Raw genomic sequence first — 15,302 nt, 5'->3', positions numbered from 1 at the left:
CAATCTGGACGCTCAGGCGCATCAAGGGTAAAGGCTGGCTCATGGCACGCAAGGATGGCGATACGGGCAGGGCGGGGCACCGCGAAGCGCGGCTCAAGGCGGCGCTCAAGGCCAATCTGGCCCGCCGCAAGGCTCAGGCCCGCGCGCGTTCGGCGGCAGAGGACACAGAACAGCCGGGTGACACCGGCGACGACACAAACGGGCAGTGAAGGGGCAGGGGCGATGGATCGGATCGTGGTGACGGGCAATGGCCCGCTTTCGGGGCAGATCCCCATCGCAGGCGCGAAAAACGCCTGCCTCACCCTCATGCCCGCGACGCTCCTGAGCGATGAGCCGCTGACGCTTACCAATGCGCCGCGTCTGTCCGACATCCGCACGATGACCACGCTCCTCCAGTCGCTGGGGGCCGAGGTCTCGGCGCTCAATGGCGGGCAGGTTCTGGCCATGTCCTCCCACGGGCTGAACAACCACACGGCCGATTACGACATCGTGCGCAAGATGCGCGCCTCGATCCTCGTCCTCGGGCCCATGCTCGCGCGCGAGGGGCGGGCCATCGTGTCCCTTCCCGGCGGCTGTGCCATCGGCGCGCGGCCCGTCGACCTGCATCTCAAGGCCTTCGAGGCGATGGGCGCCGATCTCGACCTGCGCGACGGCTATGTCCATGCCGAGGCAAAGGGCGGGCTGAAGGGCGCGGTGATCGACTTCCCCGTGGTCTCCGTCGGCGCGACCGAAAACGCGCTGATGGCCGCGACCTTGGCCAAGGGCACCACCGTTCTGAAAAACGCCGCCCGCGAGCCCGAGATCGTCGATCTCGCCCGCTGCCTGCGCAAGATGGGCGCCCAGATCGAGGGCGAAGGCACCTCCACCATCACCATCGAGGGCGTCGACCGCCTGCATGGCGCGACCCATCCCGTCGTCACCGACCGGATCGAACTGGGCACCTACATGCTCGCCCCCGCCATCGCGGGCGGCGAGGTCGAATTGCTCGGCGGCCGCCTCGATCTGGTTGCGGCCTTCGCGGAAAAGCTCGAGGCGGCCGGCGTCTCCGTCACCGAAACCGACAAGGGCCTCAAGGTCGCGCGCAAAACCGACCGCGTCCGCGCCGTCGATGTCGTCACCGAACCCTTCCCCGGTTTCCCCACCGATCTTCAGGCGCAGATGATGGCGCTGTTGTGCTTTGCCGAAGGCACCTCGGTGCTCGAGGAACGCATTTTCGAGAACCGCTTCATGCATGCCCCCGAACTGATGCGCATGGGCGCCCGGATCGAGGTGCATGGCGGCACAGCCACCGTAAAGGGTGTCGAGAAACTCAAGGGCGCGCCGGTCATGGCCACCGATCTGCGCGCCTCGGTCAGCCTGATCCTCGCGGGCCTCGCAGCCCAGGGCGAAACGGTCGTCAGCCGCGTCTACCACCTCGACCGCGGGTACGAACGGGTCGAAGAAAAGCTCGGCAATGTCGGCGCGAAAATCCAGCGAGTGCAAGGCGATGGTTGAAGACGCCCGTTTCGAGGATGCAGGCGACGGCCCCGTCGCGCTCCGCGCGCTCGATGCCGAGGATCTGCGCGTGATCTCGGCCTTGGTGCAGGATGCGATCTTGCCCGCCGCCGAAATGACATGGGATCGCCGCCGCCGCCGTTTCGCGCTCCTCCTCAACCGGTTCCGCTGGGAAGATACCGCCGCCCGCCCCCCCGAACGGGTGCAGGCGGTGCTGGCCGTCGAGGATGTGCTTGCCGTTGCGACCCAAGGGATCGACCGAGCCGATCCCGACCTCGTCCTGTCGCTCCTCGCGCTCGACTGGACACCGGGCGAGGATGGGACGGGCCGCATCACGCTGGTGCTCGCGGGTGACGGGGCCATCGCCCTTGATGTCGAAACCATCGAGGTGACGCTCAAGGACGTGACCCGCCCCTATGTCGCCCCCTCGGGCCAGACCCCGCGCCACCCGGAATGACCATTCGCCGGCTCGACCCGTCCGATTGGGCGCGGTTCCGCGAAATCCGTCTCGACATGCTGCGCGCCGCGCCCCGCGCCTTCGGCTCAACCCAGGCCGAATGGGCCGCCAAACCCGAACGCGAGATCCGCGATTGGCTGGCCAAAATCCACACCCTAGGCCTTTTCGACGGCGCCCGCCTTGTCGGCACCGCCACCTTTCACCGCGACGCCACCGCCCGCGCCGCGCACAGGGCCGAGGTCATCGCCGTCTATCTCCGCTCCGATGTGCGGGGCAGGGGCCATGGTGCCCGCCTGATCGACGCGCTGGCTGATGCCGCCGCCGCGCAGGGCATTCTCCAACTCGAACTCGACGTGGCCGACGGGAATGCCCCCGCCATCGCGCTCTACCAACGCACCGGCTTCGTGACCGTGGGCCGGATGCCGCGCGCCATGCGCGACGGTGTGGGCTTCAGCGATACGCTCGTGATGGTCCGCCCGCTTGACCGGTCCACGCCCGCCTGAGGCTCGGGCTGAGGCACCTTGCGCGCTTGAGGCCCGGGCCTCCCCGCGCTATCTGCCCCCGACCGCAGTTGATCCGGCCCGACAGAGGCGACAGACCCGATGCCCCAGTTCCTCTCCACCACCGACGCTGATTTCGACCCCCGCTTCCGGGCGCTTCTGGACATGAAACGCGAGGATGCCCCCGAAACCGACGCGGTCGTGGCCGACATCATCGCCGATGTGCGCGCGCGCGGCGATGCCGCGGTGATCGACCTCACCGCACGCTTCGACCGCCTGTCGCTCACCCCCGAAACGCTCGCCTTCAGCCAGGACGAGATCGCCGCTGCCATCGCCACCGTGCCCGCGGCCGAACGCGCCGCTCTGGAACTGGCTGCCGCGCGCATCCGCGCCTATCACGAACGCCAGCGCCCCGAGGATGCCGAATGGACGGATGCGGCGGGCGCCACGCTCGGCTGGCGCTGGACGGCGGTCGAGGCCGCGGGCCTCTATGTTCCCGGTGGCCTTGCCTCCTATCCCTCCAGCGTTTTGATGAACGCGATCCCGGCACAGGTGGCAGGCGTCAAGCGGCTGGTGATGTGCGCGCCCACCCCGGATGGCGTGGCCAATCCGCTGGTCCTTCTGGCGGCACATCTCTCGGGCATCGACACGATCTACCGCATCGGCGGCGCGCAGGCCGTGGCCGCCATGGCCTATGGGACGGCCACCATCACCCCCGTCGACAAGATCACCGGCCCCGGCAATGCCTATGTCGCCGCCGCCAAGCGCCGTGTTTTCGGCAAGGTCGGCATCGACATGATCGCGGGCCCTTCCGAAATCCTCGTCATCGCGGATGCCGACAATGATCCCGACTGGATCGCGCTCGACCTTCTGAGCCAGGCCGAACATGACGAAAGCGCGCAATCGATCCTGATCACCACCGATGCCGCTTTCGGGCAGGCCGTGGCGGCCGCAGTCGACAAACGCCTCGAAACGCTGGAACGCCGCGCCATCGCGGGGGCCAGCTGGCGCGATTACGGGGCCATCGTCACCGTGCGAGACCTGTCCGAGGCTGCGGCGCTGTCGGATCGCATCGCGCCCGAACATCTGGAGCTTTGCGTCGCAGACCCCGTGGCCCTGTCGCAATCGATCACCCATGCCGGTGCGATCTTTCTTGGACAGTGGACGCCCGAGGCGATCGGCGATTACATCGGGGGGCCGAACCACGTTTTGCCCACGGCGCGCTCGGCCCGGTTTTCCAGTGGGCTGTCGGTGCTCGACTTCATGAAACGCACGACCCTTGCCCGAATGACGCCCGAGGCGCTCAAGGCCATCGGCCCGGCCGCCGAAACGCTCGCCGCCTCCGAAAGCCTGCAGGCGCATGGCCTGTCGGTCGGTGTGCGTCTGGCGCGGCTCAATCGGCCGGGCGGAGATACGGGGGCATGACTATGCACATCAGCCATATCGAGATCGACATGGAGGGGATGCCCGCCCCGACACCCGAAATCGAACAGGAACGCCGCGTCGCCATCTTCGATCTGCTCGAGGAAAATTCCTTCGCGCTTCCCGCCCGTGACGACCGGACCGTGCCGCCCGGCCCCTATCATGTCACCCTCTCGATCCGGGAAAAGCGGCTGGTGTTCGACGTGAACACCGAAGACGCTGAGGATGCCGCCGAATTCCACCTTTCGCTCTCGCCCTTCCGGCAGGTGGTCAAGGATTACTGGCAGATCTGCGAAAGCTACTACAAGGCGGTCAAAGCCCTGCCCCCCAGCCAGATCGAAGCGATCGACATGGCCCGGCGCGGCATCCACAACGAGGGCGCGCGCATCCTTCAGGAACGGCTCGAGGGCAAGGCCGATGTCGATACAGACACCGCCCGCCGCCTCTTCACGCTGATCTGCGTCCTGCATTTCGGCGCATGAGAATGGGACTGGCGTGAGCGGCGATTTCCCCTCCTCGGTGCTCTTTTGTTGCGATCACAACGCGACACGCTCCCCCATGGCCGAAGGCCTGATGAAGAAATTCTATGGTCACCGCGCCTATGTGCAATCGGCAGGGGTGAAGAACGACCTCGAGATCGACGGGTTCGCCGTTGCCGTGTCCAAGGAACTCGGCGTGGAACTGCAGCGCCACCGCGTGCGCAGTTTCGACGACATGCACCAATGGGGCGACGACATCTCGGGGTTCGACCTGATCGTCGCACTCTCGCCCGCCAGCCAGCGCCGCGCGCTGGAACTGACCGGCCAATTCCATCTCGACGTGGAATACTGGCCGATCCTCGACCCCACGGGCCTCGGCGAAACGCGCGAGGCGAAACTGGACAGCTACCGCCAAGCCCGCGACCAGATCATCGAACGCATGATTGCCCGCTTCGGGCCGCCGACCGAAGGACAAGACGATGGATGACGCCATAGCCCTCGTGACCCGCTACTACGCCGCCTTCAACGCAGGCGACATCGACGGCATGATCGCCTGCCTCTCGCCCGACGTGGCCCATCATGTGAACGAGGGGCAGGTGCGGCGCGGCACGATCGCCTTCCGCGCCTTCTGCGATCACATGGCGCGCTGCTATGCCGAACGGCTCGACGACATGGTGATCATGGCAACCCCCGACGGCACCCGCGCCGCCGCCGAGTTCACCGTCCACGGCACCTATCTCGCGACCGACAAGGGCCTGCCGCCCGCCCATGGCCAGACCTATACCCTGCCCGCCGGGGGCTTCTTCACGATCCGCGACGGGCAGATCGCGCGCATCGTGACCTATTACAACCTCGCCGATTGGATGGCGCAGGTCTCGGCATGAGCCTGACGCTCCGCGCCTTCCGCGGTGCCGAGATCGCGCCGATGGTGGAACCCTTCGCCCATCTGCGCATCGCGGTCTTCCGCGACTGGCCCTATCTCTACGATGGCGATCTCGACTACGAACGCCGCTACCTCGCCGATTACGCCCGTTCCGACAGCATCCTTGTCGCCGCCTTCGACGGGGACAGGCTGGTGGGCGGCTCGACCGGCTTGCCGTTATCCGATCATTCCGAGGTCGCGGCCGATCTGGCGGATATGCTGCCAACCAACGCGAAGAACGTCTACTACTGCGCTGAATCCGTTCTGCTTTCCAGCCACAGGGGGCAGGGGGCCTATCGCGGTTTCTTCGACCTGCGCGAGGCGCATGCCCGCAGCCTCGATGCCACTTTTTCAATCTTTTGCGCTGTGATCCGCCCCAAGGATCACCCCCTTCGCCCGAAAGACGCCCAGCCCCTCGATCCGGTCTGGCGGCACTTCGGCTACGCGCCCCTTCCGGGCGTCACGACCACCATCTCGTGGCGCGCCCTCGGCGAGGCGGCCGAATCCCCCAAACCCCTTCAGGTCTGGATCAAGCGCCTATGAAGATCGCCACCGCCGCCTATCCGCTCGACGCGCCCGACAGTTGGGCCGCCTATGCCGAGAAACAGATCGCCTGGGTGCGCGAGGCGGCCCACGCGGGCGCCGATCTGCTGGTCTTTCCCGAATATGCCCGCATGGAACTGGCCGCGCTGCAAGGCGCCGCCCAGAATCTGGAGGCTTCGCTCCACGCCGCGGCAAGCCTCGCCGAAAAGGCCGATCACCTGATGGCCGATCTGGCGCAAGGCTACGGCGTTCACATCCTCTGCCCGTCGGGTCCGGTCTTTGACGAGGGGCGTACACGCCCCGTCAACCGCGCGTGGCTCCTTGGCCCCGATGCGGAAAACCCCTTCCTCGACTATCAGGACAAACAGGTCATGACCCGTTTCGAGCGCGAGACGTGGAATGTCGTCCCCGGCGATCCGCTCGCGGTGATCGACACGGCCCTCGGGCGGATCGGCATCTTGATCTGCTATGACGCCGAATTCCCGCTTCTTGGCCGCGCGCTTGTCGAACAGGGGGCGGAAATCCTGCTGGTTCCTTCCTGCACCGACACTGAACACGGCTACCACCGCGTCCGCATCGGGGCCATGGCCCGCGCCTTGGAAAATCAATGCGTCGTGGTCCAATCCTGTACGGTGGGCGATGCCCGCTGGTCGCCCGCCGTGGATGAAAACATCGGCGCTGCGGGCATCTTCGGCCCGCCCGATCTGGGCTTTCCCGCCGATGGCATTCTGGCCATGGGCGTGCTGAACGAACCGGGCTGGGTGATGGCCGATATCGACATGGGCGCCATCGCCCGCGTGCGGGCCCAAGGGGCGGTCTTCAACCACGCCCATTGGCCCGAAAGCGCCATCCGCGCGGCCCTTCCGCCGGACGGCTCAGATTTGCCTTGAAAATCTGCCATAAGGGGCGCATTTAGCCGCAACCTGCGCTGCCCCTTGGCGGCGCGCCAATCAAGGAGTGACCATGGCCAAGGAAGAAATGCTCGAATTTCCTGGTGTCGTGAAGGAACTCCTGCCCAATGCGACATTCCGGGTCGAGCTTGAAAACGGCCATGAGATCATCGCGCATACGGCAGGAAAGATGCGCAAGAACCGCATCCGCGTTCTGGCCGGCGACCGCGTTCAGGTTGAAATGACGCCCTACGACCTGACCAAGGGCCGCATCAATTACCGGTTCAAATAGCGCGAGCCTCTGGATCGCGCAGTGCGGGTAGGCGCGGCGCCAAAGGCGGCGCGCGGCCCGGCACCCGGTTGGACGGGGCGCTGACATGACACAACCTGTGCCCTCAAGGCCCCGCCTGATCCTCGGATCGGGCAGCCCCCGCCGCAAGGAATTGCTGGCGGTTCTCGGGGTCGTGCCCGACGCGATCCTGCCCCCCGACATCGACGAAACACCGGCGCGCGCCGAATTGCCCGGCCCCTATTGCGCCCGCATCGCGCGCGAGAAACTGGCCGCCATCCCCGCCGGTCCCGATGATATCGTCCTGTCGGCCGATACCACGGTGGCGCTTGGCCGCCGCATCCTCGGCAAACCCGCCGACGAAGCCGAGGCGCGCAGCTTTCTCGACATGCTCGCGGGCCGCAGGCATCGTGTCTTCACGGCGCTCGCCGTCCGGCGCGGCGACCGTATCCTCGAAAAGCTGGTGGAATCGCAGGTCAAGATGAAACGCCTCTCGCCCATTGAACGCGACGGATACATCGCCACCGGCGATTGGCGCGGCAAGGCGGGCGGCTATTCGATCCAGGGACCGGCAGGGGCCTTCATCCCTTGGATCTCCGGCAGCCACAGCGCCATCGTGGGCCTTCCGCTGATGGAAACCGCGCAGCTTTTGCAGGCACTGGGCCTGAACCTCTGGAGACAGCCATGAAGGGTCGCGTCGTCCTGCTCGATCACCTGGGCGACCGCGCCGCCGCCGCCCTGATGGTCGATGGCCAACTGGCCGATATCCTTGTCGATCCGCCTGAAAACGTGGGCCCGATGCCCGGCGCGATCTTCCGCGCCGTGGCCGACCGTCCGATGAAAGGGCAGGGCGGTGTCACCGTCAGCATGGGCGCGGCCAAGGGTTTCTTGAAACAGGCAGGCGGCATTTCCCCCGGCGACCGGTTGCTGGTGCAGGTCTCTGGCCCAGCCGAGCCGGGCAAAGCCGCGCCGGTCACGACCCGCATCCTGTTCAAAAGCCGCTACGCCATCGTCACCCCCGACGCCCCGGGTCTCAACATCTCGCGCCGCATCCGCGACGATGCCGAACGCGACCGGCTCCTTGAAATCGCCCATGCCGCGATGGAGGGCGCGCCCGAAGGTCACGGATTGATCCTGCGCAGCGCGGCCGAGGCGGTGGACCCCGAGGCGCTCGAGGAAGACATCATCGCCATGCGCGATCTGGCCGCCGCCGTCATGGCCGATACCGATGGTCCGGCCGAATGTCTGGTCGATGCGCCCGATGCCCATCTTCTGGCGTGGCGCGATTGGTCCGATCCCGACCCGGACGAGGTCATAGACAGCCCCGGTTGTTTCGAAACCCACGGCGTGGCCGAAGCGGTCGAGGCCGCCTTGTCGCCCCGCGTCGATCTTCCGGGCGGGGCCACGGCCTTCGTCGAACCGACCCGTGCGCTGGTCGCGGTCGATGTGAACACGGGCGGCGACACCTCGCTGGCCGCTGGGCTCAAGGCCAATCTGGCGCTCACGCGTCACTTGCCCCGCCTTCTTCGGATCAAGGGTCTGGGCGGGCAGGTGACGCTCGACCTCGCGCCCATGCCCAAGAAAGACCGCCGCGTGATCGAAGATGCGCTGCGCCGCGCCTTCCGTGAGGACGGGGCCGAGGTGGTGCTGGCCGGATGGACGCCGCTGGGCTGTTTCGAGCTGCAGAAAAAACGCGACCGCCCGCCGCTGTCCACCCTCTGGGCCGACATTGGCTAGGCTGCGCCGTCGCGTGTACGGTTAACCATGCTCAAGGCGGGTTTCGTGCGAAAACGCTGTCGTTGGCAGGGTTGCTATCCCCGACGTGGGCCGCGCGCCAGGCCTCGCTCCGCCTCCCGCCGACGCCTCCCGGTCTCGGATCTGGCCCGTTAACCCTTCGGCAAGATTCGGCATATTTTTTTAACGATCCGTCAACTTTTGGGCCGCGGCGTTAACCCCGCCGCAACCTTTGCAACAAGCCAGGCGACGGCCGCCCGTCCACCGGCAGGCCCTGCGACTGCTGATAGGCGCTGATCGCGGCTTCGGTGCGCCGCCCCACAACCCCATCCGGCGTGCCGACGTCGAACCCGATACGGTTCAAAAGCCCTTGCAATTCAACGCGCTCCGCCTGCGTGAGCCCGGTGTCATCCGGCCCCCAACCCCGCGACAGCGGTCCGCCGCCAGCCAGCCGATCCGCCATGTAGCCAACGCCGATCCCGTAATTCGTCGACGGATTGTAGCGCAGGATCATGTTGAAATTGTGATAGACGATCCAGGCGGGTGCCTCCGCGCTGGCGGGTGCGATGATCGCGGCAGGGCCGGGGTCGGGCAGGGCGCCGCCCCGCGCTGGCCGCACGCCCGCCGCCGCCCAATCCGCGACCGCGCGGCGGGTGTCGCGCCCGGTGCGTGCCGTGTCGAACCCGGTCGGCAGATGCACCTCCAGCCCCCAAGGTTCCCCCTGTCGCCATCCCGCGCGCCGCAGGTATTCCGCAGTCGAGGCCAGCGCGTCGGTCGGGTCGGCGCCCCAGATATCCCGACGGCCATCGCCCGTGAAATCAACGGCATAATCCTCGAATACGGTCGGCATGAGCTGCGTGTGGCCCATCGCCCCGGCCCAAGATCCCAGCATCCGGTCGGTCGTGGTGTCGCCCGCTTGCAAGATGCGCAGCGCCGCGATCAGTTGCGCCTCGAAAAACCGCCCGCGCCGCCCCTCCCAGGCCAGCGTCGATGTGGCGGAGATCACGGGGATATCGCCCAGCCGTGTGCCGAAACGCGTCTCAAGCCCCCAGATCGCACCGATGACATCGGCATCAACGCCGTAGGATTGTTCGATTTGTGAAAGAACGCTCCGATGCGGCGCGACCCGCGCCCGGCCCGTCGCGACATCCTCCTCCGACGCGACAAGCGCGAGATAATCCTCGGTGCTGCGACGGAATTCGGTCTGGTTGCGGTCCCGCTCGACCACGCCGGGCAGGAATCCCTGCCCCCGAAACCCACGATCCAGGGTCGCCGCCGTGATCCCCTGCGCCTGCGCCCGTCCCCGGAACGCTGCGACCCAGGCATCGTAATCGGCATTGGGTTGCGGCCTCAGGTCCGGATCGCGGCTCGGTCCACCCGCCCCGACACCCCCGGTTCCACCCAGCGACGGCACACAGCCCGCGACCCCCGCCGCCGCCGTTCCCGCCAACATCATCCTGCGTGTCCAGCGCATGTCCACCACCCTATCTTGCCTTTGCCCTCTGGCTATCCGGTCTGCACGGAAGTCCACAAGCCTCTGTGGTCCGCGCCTTGCACAGCGGCGGAGCACGGCCCATACTGCCTCAAGATCCGCCGAAAGCCGAGAGTTCGCCATGAGTTGCCCGATCTGCAACCGGGACACGACACCCGCCTATCGCCCCTTCTGTTCGCGCCGCTGCGCAGACGTCGATCTGGCGCGCTGGCTGACGGGCTCCTACGCGATCCCTTCCGACGATCCCGAGGACGCACAGGCCGCCGCCGAAGCGTTGAGCAAGCCTCAGCCGAAGCCGCATTGACGGCCTCGCGCCCGTCGCGAAAAAATCCCGCTTTGCCCTATGGACAGCCCGACGCGATAGCCCTAGAACGCCGCTCACCCGCGGGGCACCACTGCCCTGCCACCCGTGCCCGGGTAGCTCAGGGGTAGAGCAGTGGATTGAAAATCCTCGTGTCGGTGGTTCGATTCCGCCCCCGGGCACCACAGCTTCCAGACTGCTGTAATCTCGCTTGGACCGTTGCGCAAAACGCGCCGTCCGTCGACATTGGCGGCGGATGGCCGTTTGGGGCAGTCAGTCGTGACGGGTCGCGTTCCCAGGCCGTCAGGTACAAAACCCTCAGGTCCGCTTGGCCATCACGCGAGTGTCGCGTCAGCGCAGGTAGGCCACAAGGAATCTTGCCAGCAGCGGTTGGCTTGCCGCGCCCAGCGCGCGGGCGTCGGGGCCGATGCTGCCTTCCTGAATGTCGGGCATGACGAGGCCCGTCAGGTCGTGGTCGCGCAGGTAGGAGGCGACACGGTAGGCAAGGTCGCAGCGCACCTCTTGCGGCATCCAGCCGTCGATCTTGACGGCGGAAAAGTCGAGGACGGCGAGTGCTCCGTGCACGGCATGCGCGATGGCTTGGGCGGCCTCGTCCAGCCAATCCGCCAGGATGTCCTCGGGCAGCGGCCAAGCTTCGGACGAGGTCCACAGGCATGACGCATCGATGCCCTTGGCCTGAAGGCGCTTTTCCAGCGTCACGAGCGAGGCGAGGTCGATCAGTTGGCGCATCCTGCCGGTCCGGTCGGGTACAGGCATGGAGCCAACTGCGCCCGCGTTGCCGGTCGGCCCCTGAAACAGGCGTCCGTCCAGCACGACGCCTCCGCCGATGAAAAAGGCGACGTAGAAATGAAGGAAATCCGATGGCTGCTCATGCGTGCCAAACACCAGCTCCGCGCTGCACGCAGCCGTCGCATCGTTCTGCAGAAAGACGGGCAGGGCAAGCGCTGCGGACAAATCCTGTTTGATATCGCGCTCTTTCCACGGGGTCATGGCTTCGGGATGCACCCCGATCACCGTCGCCCATCCCCAGATCTCGAAGGGCATCGCGATGCCCAGCCCCGCAACCCTTTGGCGTTCGTCTGCGGAGAGTGCGCCGACAAGATCCCCGGCGGTTTCGAGGGCAAAGCGCAAGACGGAGTCGTAGTCCGGGTAATCGTGCTGGCGCAGGCGACGCTCTAGGATCGTGCCGAGAAAATCAGTCAGCACCATTTCGACCGAGCGGCGGCCGATCTTGAGCCCATGGAAAAAAGCGCCGCGCGGGTTCAGCTTCATCGGTACCGAAGGCTGCCCGACGCGGCCGCGCTGCGGTTCGCCGCGCAGGATCAGGCGTTCATCCTCCAGCGCGCGCATGATCACCGAAACCGTCTGGACCGACAGGCCGGTCAGGCGCGCGATCTCGGATTTGGAGAGCGCGCCATGGCGTCGTATCAGCGTAAGCACAAGGCGCTCGTTCTGAGCGCGCATGCCGGACTGGTTCGTGCCCAGCGCATCGGCCTGCGGCATGGCGCGGAGTGGTTCTGGCGCGTCCTTCATGGCTTTCCTCCCACATGCATCTTGGGTGTTCCGGGCCTCCTGTCAATTATTAAATAAGAGTGATTTATTTATTGACAGGCCCGCAGGCCTGAGCGCATGTTCAGCGGGTGAAGGGGGCAAGAGCCGCCTGACCGTATTTCTGGGAGGAAACCATGACGAATACCCTCAAGACGCTCCTGTTGAGCGGCGCTGCCGCCGTTGCATTCACCGGGATGGCGCAAGCGCAGGCCAGCGGCGATGTGACTGCCTGCCTGATCACCAAGACCGACACCAACCCGTTCTTCGTGAAGATGCGCGAAGGCGCGACAGCGGCCGCAGAAGCCGCAGGTATCACGCTGCAGACCTATGCCGGCGCCATCGATGGCGACGTGGAAAGCCAGGTTGCCGCTGTCGAGACCTGCATCGCGGCCGGTGCTTCGGGCATCTTGATCACACCCTCCGACAGCCGCGCGCTGGAGCCAGTCATCACCCAGGCGCGCGATGCGGGGCTGCTGGTTATCGCGCTGGATACGCCGTTCGAGCCCGCGGATACGGCCGACGCAACCTTCGCCACCGACAATTTCGAGGCAGGTCGCCTGATCGGCGCATGGGCCGCCGCCACGATGGGCGATGCCGCAGCCGACGCCCGGATCGCGACGCTCGACCTCAACCCGTCGCAGGTGTCGGTCGACTACCTGCGCAACCAGGGCTTCATGACCGGTTTCGGGATCGAGGTGAACGATCCGACCCGCATCGGCGACGAGGATGACGCCCGCATTGTCGGTCATGACGTGACCAACGGCAGCGCCGAGGGTGGCCGCACGGCGATGGAAAACCTGCTGCAGATCGACAGTGGCATCAACCTTGTCTACACGATCAACGAACCCGCCGCTGCCGGTGCCTACGAGGCGCTGAGCGCCTTCGGGATCGCCGATCAGGCGCTGATCGTGTCGGTCGATGGCGGTTGCCCGGGCGTGCGCGACGTGGCCGCAGGCGTGATCGGGGCGACCGCGATGCAATTCCCGCTGCGCATGGCGTCGCTGGGGATCGAGGCGATCATCGCCCATGCCAATGACGGCACGATGCCTGCCAACACCGAAGGGCTCGAGTTCTTCAACACCGGCGTGATGCTGGTGACGGACCAGCCGGTCGACGGCGTGGAGTCGATCACCTCGGCCGAGGCGCTGGACCTCTGCTGGGGCTGAAGCCCAGCCCTAGCCGGGCGGCATGACGCGGACCCTGTCGCGCATGCCGCCCCTCCCCAACTTTCCATCCCCTGAGCCGTCCGGTGTTGTCCGGATGTGCCCTGCCATGGCAACATGGCAACCCGATGGCCGGAGACCGTGACATGTCCGACACCCCGAAACCAGGTGGCCAGGATTACGAGGCGAGGCTGAAAACCAGCGCCACGACCTTGGCCGAATTCGACCATGCGCCCCGGGGCGTGATCGGGACGATCCAGCATGTGCTGCACGCAAACCCGACCTTCGTGCCGGTGATCGTTCTGGTCGCGTCCATCGCGGTGTTCGGCGTGATCGCAGGCGAACGGTTCTTTTCGCCCTTCAACCTGTCGCTGATCCTGCAGCAGGTCTCGATCATCGGCATCCTCGCGGCAGCGCAGACGCTGATCATCCTGACGGCCGGTATCGATCTTTCCGTTGCGGCGATCATGGTCTTGATGAGCGTGATTTCGGGCAAGCTTGCCGTGCAATTCGGGGTTCCTGCGCCCATCGCGCTGCTGGTCAGTTTCGCGGGCGGGATTGCGGCGGGCTATCTGAATGGCTGGCTGGTGACGAAGATCAAATTGCCGCCTTTCATCGCGACGCTGGGCACATGGAACGTGTTCTTCGCTTTGGTGCTCTGGCTGTCGGGGGCGCAATCGATCCGCGGGGCGGATATCGACGCGACCGCGCCGCTCCTGAAATTCTTTGGCAACACGATCCAGATCGGGGATGCGCGCCTGACCTTTGGCACGATCCTGATGATCCTCGTCTTCGTGGCGCTGTGGTATGTGTTGAACAAGACCGCATGGGGTCGGCATGTCTACATGATCGGTGACGACAAGGAGGCGGCCGAACTGGCGGGCATCCGCACCGACCGGACGCTGCGGCAGGTCTACATGCTGGCCGGTTTCATCTGTGCGCTCGCGGCTTGGGCCTCGATCGGGAGGGTCGGATCGATCTCTCCGCAAAGCTTTTACGAAGGCAATCTGGAAAGCATCACCGCCGTGGTGATCGGTGGTATCTCGCTCTTCGGCGGGCGCGGCTCGATCATGGGGGCGCTTTTCGGGGCGCTGATCGTGGGTGTGTTCCAGTCGGGCCTGCGGCTTGCCGGGGTGGACGTGCTTTGGCAGGTCTTCGCCATCGGCTGGCTCATCATCATCGCGGTCGCCATCGACCAATGGATCAGAAAGGTGTCGGCATGAGCGAGCCCCTTCTCAAGGCCCGAGGCCTCGTCAAGCGCTATGGCCGCGTCACGGCGCTCGACCATGCCGATTTCGACCTGATGCCGGGCGAGATCCTGGCGGTGATCGGCGACAATGGCGCGGGAAAATCCTCGCTCATCAAGGCGATTTCCGGCGCGACCGTGCCCGATGAGGGGACCATCACGCTGGAAGGACGCGAGGTGAGCTATACTTCGCCCCTGCAGGCGCGCGAGGCGGGGATCGAATGCGTCTACCAGACGCTTGCCCTCAGCCCGGCGCTGTCGATCACCGACAACATGTTCTGTGGGCGTGAGTTGCGCAAACCCGGCATCATGGGCAAATGGTTCGGCCTGCTGGATCAGAAGGCGATGGAGAAATTCGCCCGCGAAAAGCTGTCCGACCTCGGCCTGATGACGATCCAGAACATCAACCAGGCGGTTGAAACGCTATCGGGCGGCCAGCGGCAGGGTGTCGCCGTGGCACGCGCGGCGGCCTTTGGGTCCAAGGTCATCATCTTGGACGAACCCACCGCCGCGCTTGGGGTCAAGGAAAGCCGCAAGGTGCTGGATCTCATTCAGGACGTGCGCTCGCGCGGCACGCCGGTCGTGCTCATCAGCCACAACATGCCCCATGTCTTCGAGGTGGCCGACCGCATCCATATCCACCGCCTCGGGCGGCGGCTGTGTGTTGTCGATCCCAAGGCGATCAGCATGTCCGATGCGGTCGCCCTGATGACGGGTGCGATGAAGCCCGAAGAGGTGGTCGCGGCATAGCGGGGCAAAGGGCACGAATCCCGCGGGGCAGGGCCAGATCGCTCGGGT

General features: G+C 66.1%; 19 protein-coding genes and 1 tRNA gene. 18 read left to right on the top strand and 2 right to left on the bottom strand.

The genetic code is table 11. The features are described from left to right. Positions 1-41 precede the first annotated feature (41 nt). The 13 genes from QQK63_RS13140 to QQK63_RS13080 all read left to right on the top strand — a co-directional run bounded on the left by QQK63_RS13140 (position 42) and on the right by QQK63_RS13080 (position 8,733). Positions 42-209 carry a hypothetical protein gene (locus QQK63_RS13140; protein WP_277828856.1) on the top strand — a complete coding sequence of 56 codons (168 nt, stop codon included), beginning with the start codon at positions 42-44 and terminating at the stop codon, positions 207-209. Positions 210-222: 13 nt separating this feature from the next. Beyond that, a complete protein-coding gene (gene murA, locus QQK63_RS13135) occupies positions 223-1,494 on the top strand; it encodes a UDP-N-acetylglucosamine 1-carboxyvinyltransferase (protein ID WP_277828854.1) in 1,272 nt (423 codons plus the stop codon). Further along, on the top strand, positions 1,487-1,951 hold the full coding sequence (locus tag QQK63_RS13130; protein WP_277828852.1) for a DUF2948 family protein: 465 nt from the start codon (positions 1,487-1,489) through the stop codon (positions 1,949-1,951). The genes murA and QQK63_RS13130 overlap by 8 nt, the downstream gene beginning before the upstream one ends. Then, a complete protein-coding gene (locus QQK63_RS13125) occupies positions 1,948-2,454 on the top strand; it encodes a GNAT family N-acetyltransferase (protein WP_277828850.1) in 507 nt (168 codons plus the stop codon). Before QQK63_RS13130 ends, QQK63_RS13125 begins: the two co-directional genes overlap by 4 nt. A 99-nt stretch (positions 2,455-2,553) precedes the next feature. Further along, a complete protein-coding gene (gene hisD, locus QQK63_RS13120; RefSeq protein ID WP_277828848.1) occupies positions 2,554-3,876 on the top strand; it encodes a histidinol dehydrogenase in 1,323 nt (440 codons plus the stop codon). Next, entirely contained in the window at positions 3,873-4,355 is a 483-nt protein-coding gene (locus QQK63_RS13115) for a UPF0262 family protein (protein ID WP_277828846.1), read from the top strand. Before hisD ends, QQK63_RS13115 begins: the two co-directional genes overlap by 4 nt. A 13-nt stretch (positions 4,356-4,368) precedes the next feature. Then, positions 4,369-4,839 carry an arsenate-mycothiol transferase ArsC gene (locus QQK63_RS13110; RefSeq protein ID WP_277828844.1) on the top strand — a complete coding sequence of 157 codons (471 nt, stop codon included), beginning with the start codon at positions 4,369-4,371 and terminating at the stop codon, positions 4,837-4,839. Further along, entirely contained in the window at positions 4,832-5,236 is a 405-nt protein-coding gene (locus tag QQK63_RS13105) for a ketosteroid isomerase-related protein (RefSeq protein WP_277828842.1), read from the top strand. Before QQK63_RS13110 ends, QQK63_RS13105 begins: the two co-directional genes overlap by 8 nt. Next, entirely contained in the window at positions 5,233-5,817 is a 585-nt protein-coding gene (locus QQK63_RS13100; protein WP_277828840.1) for a GNAT family N-acetyltransferase, read from the top strand. The genes QQK63_RS13105 and QQK63_RS13100 overlap by 4 nt, the downstream gene beginning before the upstream one ends. Beyond that, positions 5,814-6,707 (top strand): carbon-nitrogen hydrolase family protein, encoded by an 894-nt coding sequence (locus QQK63_RS13095; protein WP_277828838.1) that lies wholly within the window; start codon positions 5,814-5,816, stop codon positions 6,705-6,707. The genes QQK63_RS13100 and QQK63_RS13095 overlap by 4 nt, the downstream gene beginning before the upstream one ends. Before the next feature lie 73 nt (positions 6,708-6,780). Further along, positions 6,781-6,999, top strand: a complete 219-nt coding sequence (gene infA, locus QQK63_RS13090; RefSeq protein ID WP_037209844.1) for a translation initiation factor IF-1 — start codon at positions 6,781-6,783, stop codon at positions 6,997-6,999. A gap of 85 nt (positions 7,000-7,084) precedes the next feature. Beyond that, positions 7,085-7,684, top strand: coding sequence for a Maf family protein (locus QQK63_RS13085; protein ID WP_277828836.1), 600 nt, complete (start codon positions 7,085-7,087; stop codon positions 7,682-7,684). Further along, on the top strand, positions 7,681-8,733 hold the full coding sequence (locus tag QQK63_RS13080; RefSeq protein WP_277828834.1) for a ribonuclease E/G: 1,053 nt from the start codon (positions 7,681-7,683) through the stop codon (positions 8,731-8,733). The genes QQK63_RS13085 and QQK63_RS13080 overlap by 4 nt, the downstream gene beginning before the upstream one ends. 211 nt (positions 8,734-8,944) lie before the next feature. Here the strand turns inward: QQK63_RS13080 and QQK63_RS13075 are convergent, their stop codons facing one another. Then, complete coding sequence (locus QQK63_RS13075) at positions 8,945-10,204, bottom strand: lytic murein transglycosylase (protein WP_277828799.1); 1,260 nt, start codon at positions 10,202-10,204, stop codon at positions 8,945-8,947. 139 nt (positions 10,205-10,343) lie between these two features. On the opposite strand from QQK63_RS13075, the gene QQK63_RS13070 reads away from it, so the two are divergent. Then, entirely contained in the window at positions 10,344-10,526 is a 183-nt protein-coding gene (locus tag QQK63_RS13070) for a DNA gyrase inhibitor YacG (protein ID WP_277828797.1), read from the top strand. Positions 10,527-10,633: 107 nt separating this feature from the next. Continuing rightward, positions 10,634-10,708, top strand: a tRNA-Phe gene (locus QQK63_RS13065). Between the two features lie 166 nt (positions 10,709-10,874). Here the strand turns inward: QQK63_RS13065 and QQK63_RS13060 are convergent. Beyond that, a complete protein-coding gene (locus tag QQK63_RS13060) occupies positions 10,875-12,077 on the bottom strand; it encodes an ROK family transcriptional regulator (protein ID WP_277828794.1) in 1,203 nt (400 codons plus the stop codon). Between the two features lie 152 nt (positions 12,078-12,229). Here QQK63_RS13060 and QQK63_RS13055 point away from each other — a divergent pair, with 152 nt between their 5' ends. The 3 genes from QQK63_RS13055 (at position 12,230) to QQK63_RS13045 (ending at position 15,254) form a co-directional block, all read left to right on the top strand. Beyond that, entirely contained in the window at positions 12,230-13,261 is a 1,032-nt protein-coding gene (locus tag QQK63_RS13055) for a substrate-binding domain-containing protein (RefSeq protein ID WP_277828792.1), read from the top strand. 143 nt (positions 13,262-13,404) lie between these two features. Continuing rightward, positions 13,405-14,481: an ABC transporter permease gene (locus QQK63_RS13050; RefSeq protein WP_277828790.1), complete on the top strand. Its 1,077-nt coding sequence runs from the start codon at positions 13,405-13,407 to the stop codon at positions 14,479-14,481. Then, a complete protein-coding gene (locus QQK63_RS13045) occupies positions 14,478-15,254 on the top strand; it encodes an ATP-binding cassette domain-containing protein (protein WP_277828788.1) in 777 nt (258 codons plus the stop codon). Before QQK63_RS13050 ends, QQK63_RS13045 begins: the two co-directional genes overlap by 4 nt. Positions 15,255-15,302: the final 48 nt, after the last annotated feature.

Origin of the sequence: Roseicyclus marinus, from assembly GCF_030163795.1 — a bacterium.
Taxonomy (GTDB): Bacteria; Pseudomonadota; Alphaproteobacteria; order Rhodobacterales; family Rhodobacteraceae; genus Roseicyclus; species Roseicyclus marinus.
This window is presented reverse-complemented; position numbering and strand designations above follow the sequence as displayed.

Excerpts from the sequence above, each read along its gene's own strand:
- QQK63_RS13125 (WP_277828850.1), top strand. The coding sequence starts at position 1,948 with ATGACCATTCGCCGGCTCGACCCGTCCGATTGGGCGCGGTTCCGCGAA.
- QQK63_RS13115 (WP_277828846.1), top strand. The coding sequence starts at position 3,873 with ATGACTATGCACATCAGCCATATCGAGATCGACATGGAGGGGATGCCC.
- QQK63_RS13055 (WP_277828792.1), top strand. The coding sequence starts at position 12,230 with ATGACGAATACCCTCAAGACGCTCCTGTTGAGCGGCGCTGCCGCCGTT.
- infA (WP_037209844.1), top strand. The coding sequence starts at position 6,781 with ATGGCCAAGGAAGAAATGCTCGAATTTCCTGGTGTCGTGAAGGAACTC.
- QQK63_RS13080 (WP_277828834.1), top strand. The coding sequence starts at position 7,681 with ATGAAGGGTCGCGTCGTCCTGCTCGATCACCTGGGCGACCGCGCCGCC.
- QQK63_RS13050 (WP_277828790.1), top strand. The coding sequence starts at position 13,405 with ATGTCCGACACCCCGAAACCAGGTGGCCAGGATTACGAGGCGAGGCTG.
- QQK63_RS13100 (WP_277828840.1), top strand. The coding sequence starts at position 5,233 with ATGAGCCTGACGCTCCGCGCCTTCCGCGGTGCCGAGATCGCGCCGATG.
- hisD (WP_277828848.1), top strand. The coding sequence starts at position 2,554 with ATGCCCCAGTTCCTCTCCACCACCGACGCTGATTTCGACCCCCGCTTC.
- QQK63_RS13105 (WP_277828842.1), top strand. The coding sequence starts at position 4,832 with ATGGATGACGCCATAGCCCTCGTGACCCGCTACTACGCCGCCTTCAAC.
- QQK63_RS13130 (WP_277828852.1), top strand. The coding sequence starts at position 1,487 with ATGGTTGAAGACGCCCGTTTCGAGGATGCAGGCGACGGCCCCGTCGCG.
- QQK63_RS13075 (WP_277828799.1), bottom strand. The coding sequence starts at position 10,204 with ATGCGCTGGACACGCAGGATGATGTTGGCGGGAACGGCGGCGGCGGGG.
- QQK63_RS13070 (WP_277828797.1), top strand. The coding sequence starts at position 10,344 with ATGAGTTGCCCGATCTGCAACCGGGACACGACACCCGCCTATCGCCCC.
- QQK63_RS13095 (WP_277828838.1), top strand. The coding sequence starts at position 5,814 with ATGAAGATCGCCACCGCCGCCTATCCGCTCGACGCGCCCGACAGTTGG.
- QQK63_RS13140 (WP_277828856.1), top strand. The coding sequence starts at position 42 with ATGGCACGCAAGGATGGCGATACGGGCAGGGCGGGGCACCGCGAAGCG.
- QQK63_RS13060 (WP_277828794.1), bottom strand. The coding sequence starts at position 12,077 with ATGAAGGACGCGCCAGAACCACTCCGCGCCATGCCGCAGGCCGATGCG.
- murA (WP_277828854.1), top strand. The coding sequence starts at position 223 with ATGGATCGGATCGTGGTGACGGGCAATGGCCCGCTTTCGGGGCAGATC.
- QQK63_RS13085 (WP_277828836.1), top strand. The coding sequence starts at position 7,085 with ATGACACAACCTGTGCCCTCAAGGCCCCGCCTGATCCTCGGATCGGGC.
- QQK63_RS13045 (WP_277828788.1), top strand. The coding sequence starts at position 14,478 with ATGAGCGAGCCCCTTCTCAAGGCCCGAGGCCTCGTCAAGCGCTATGGC.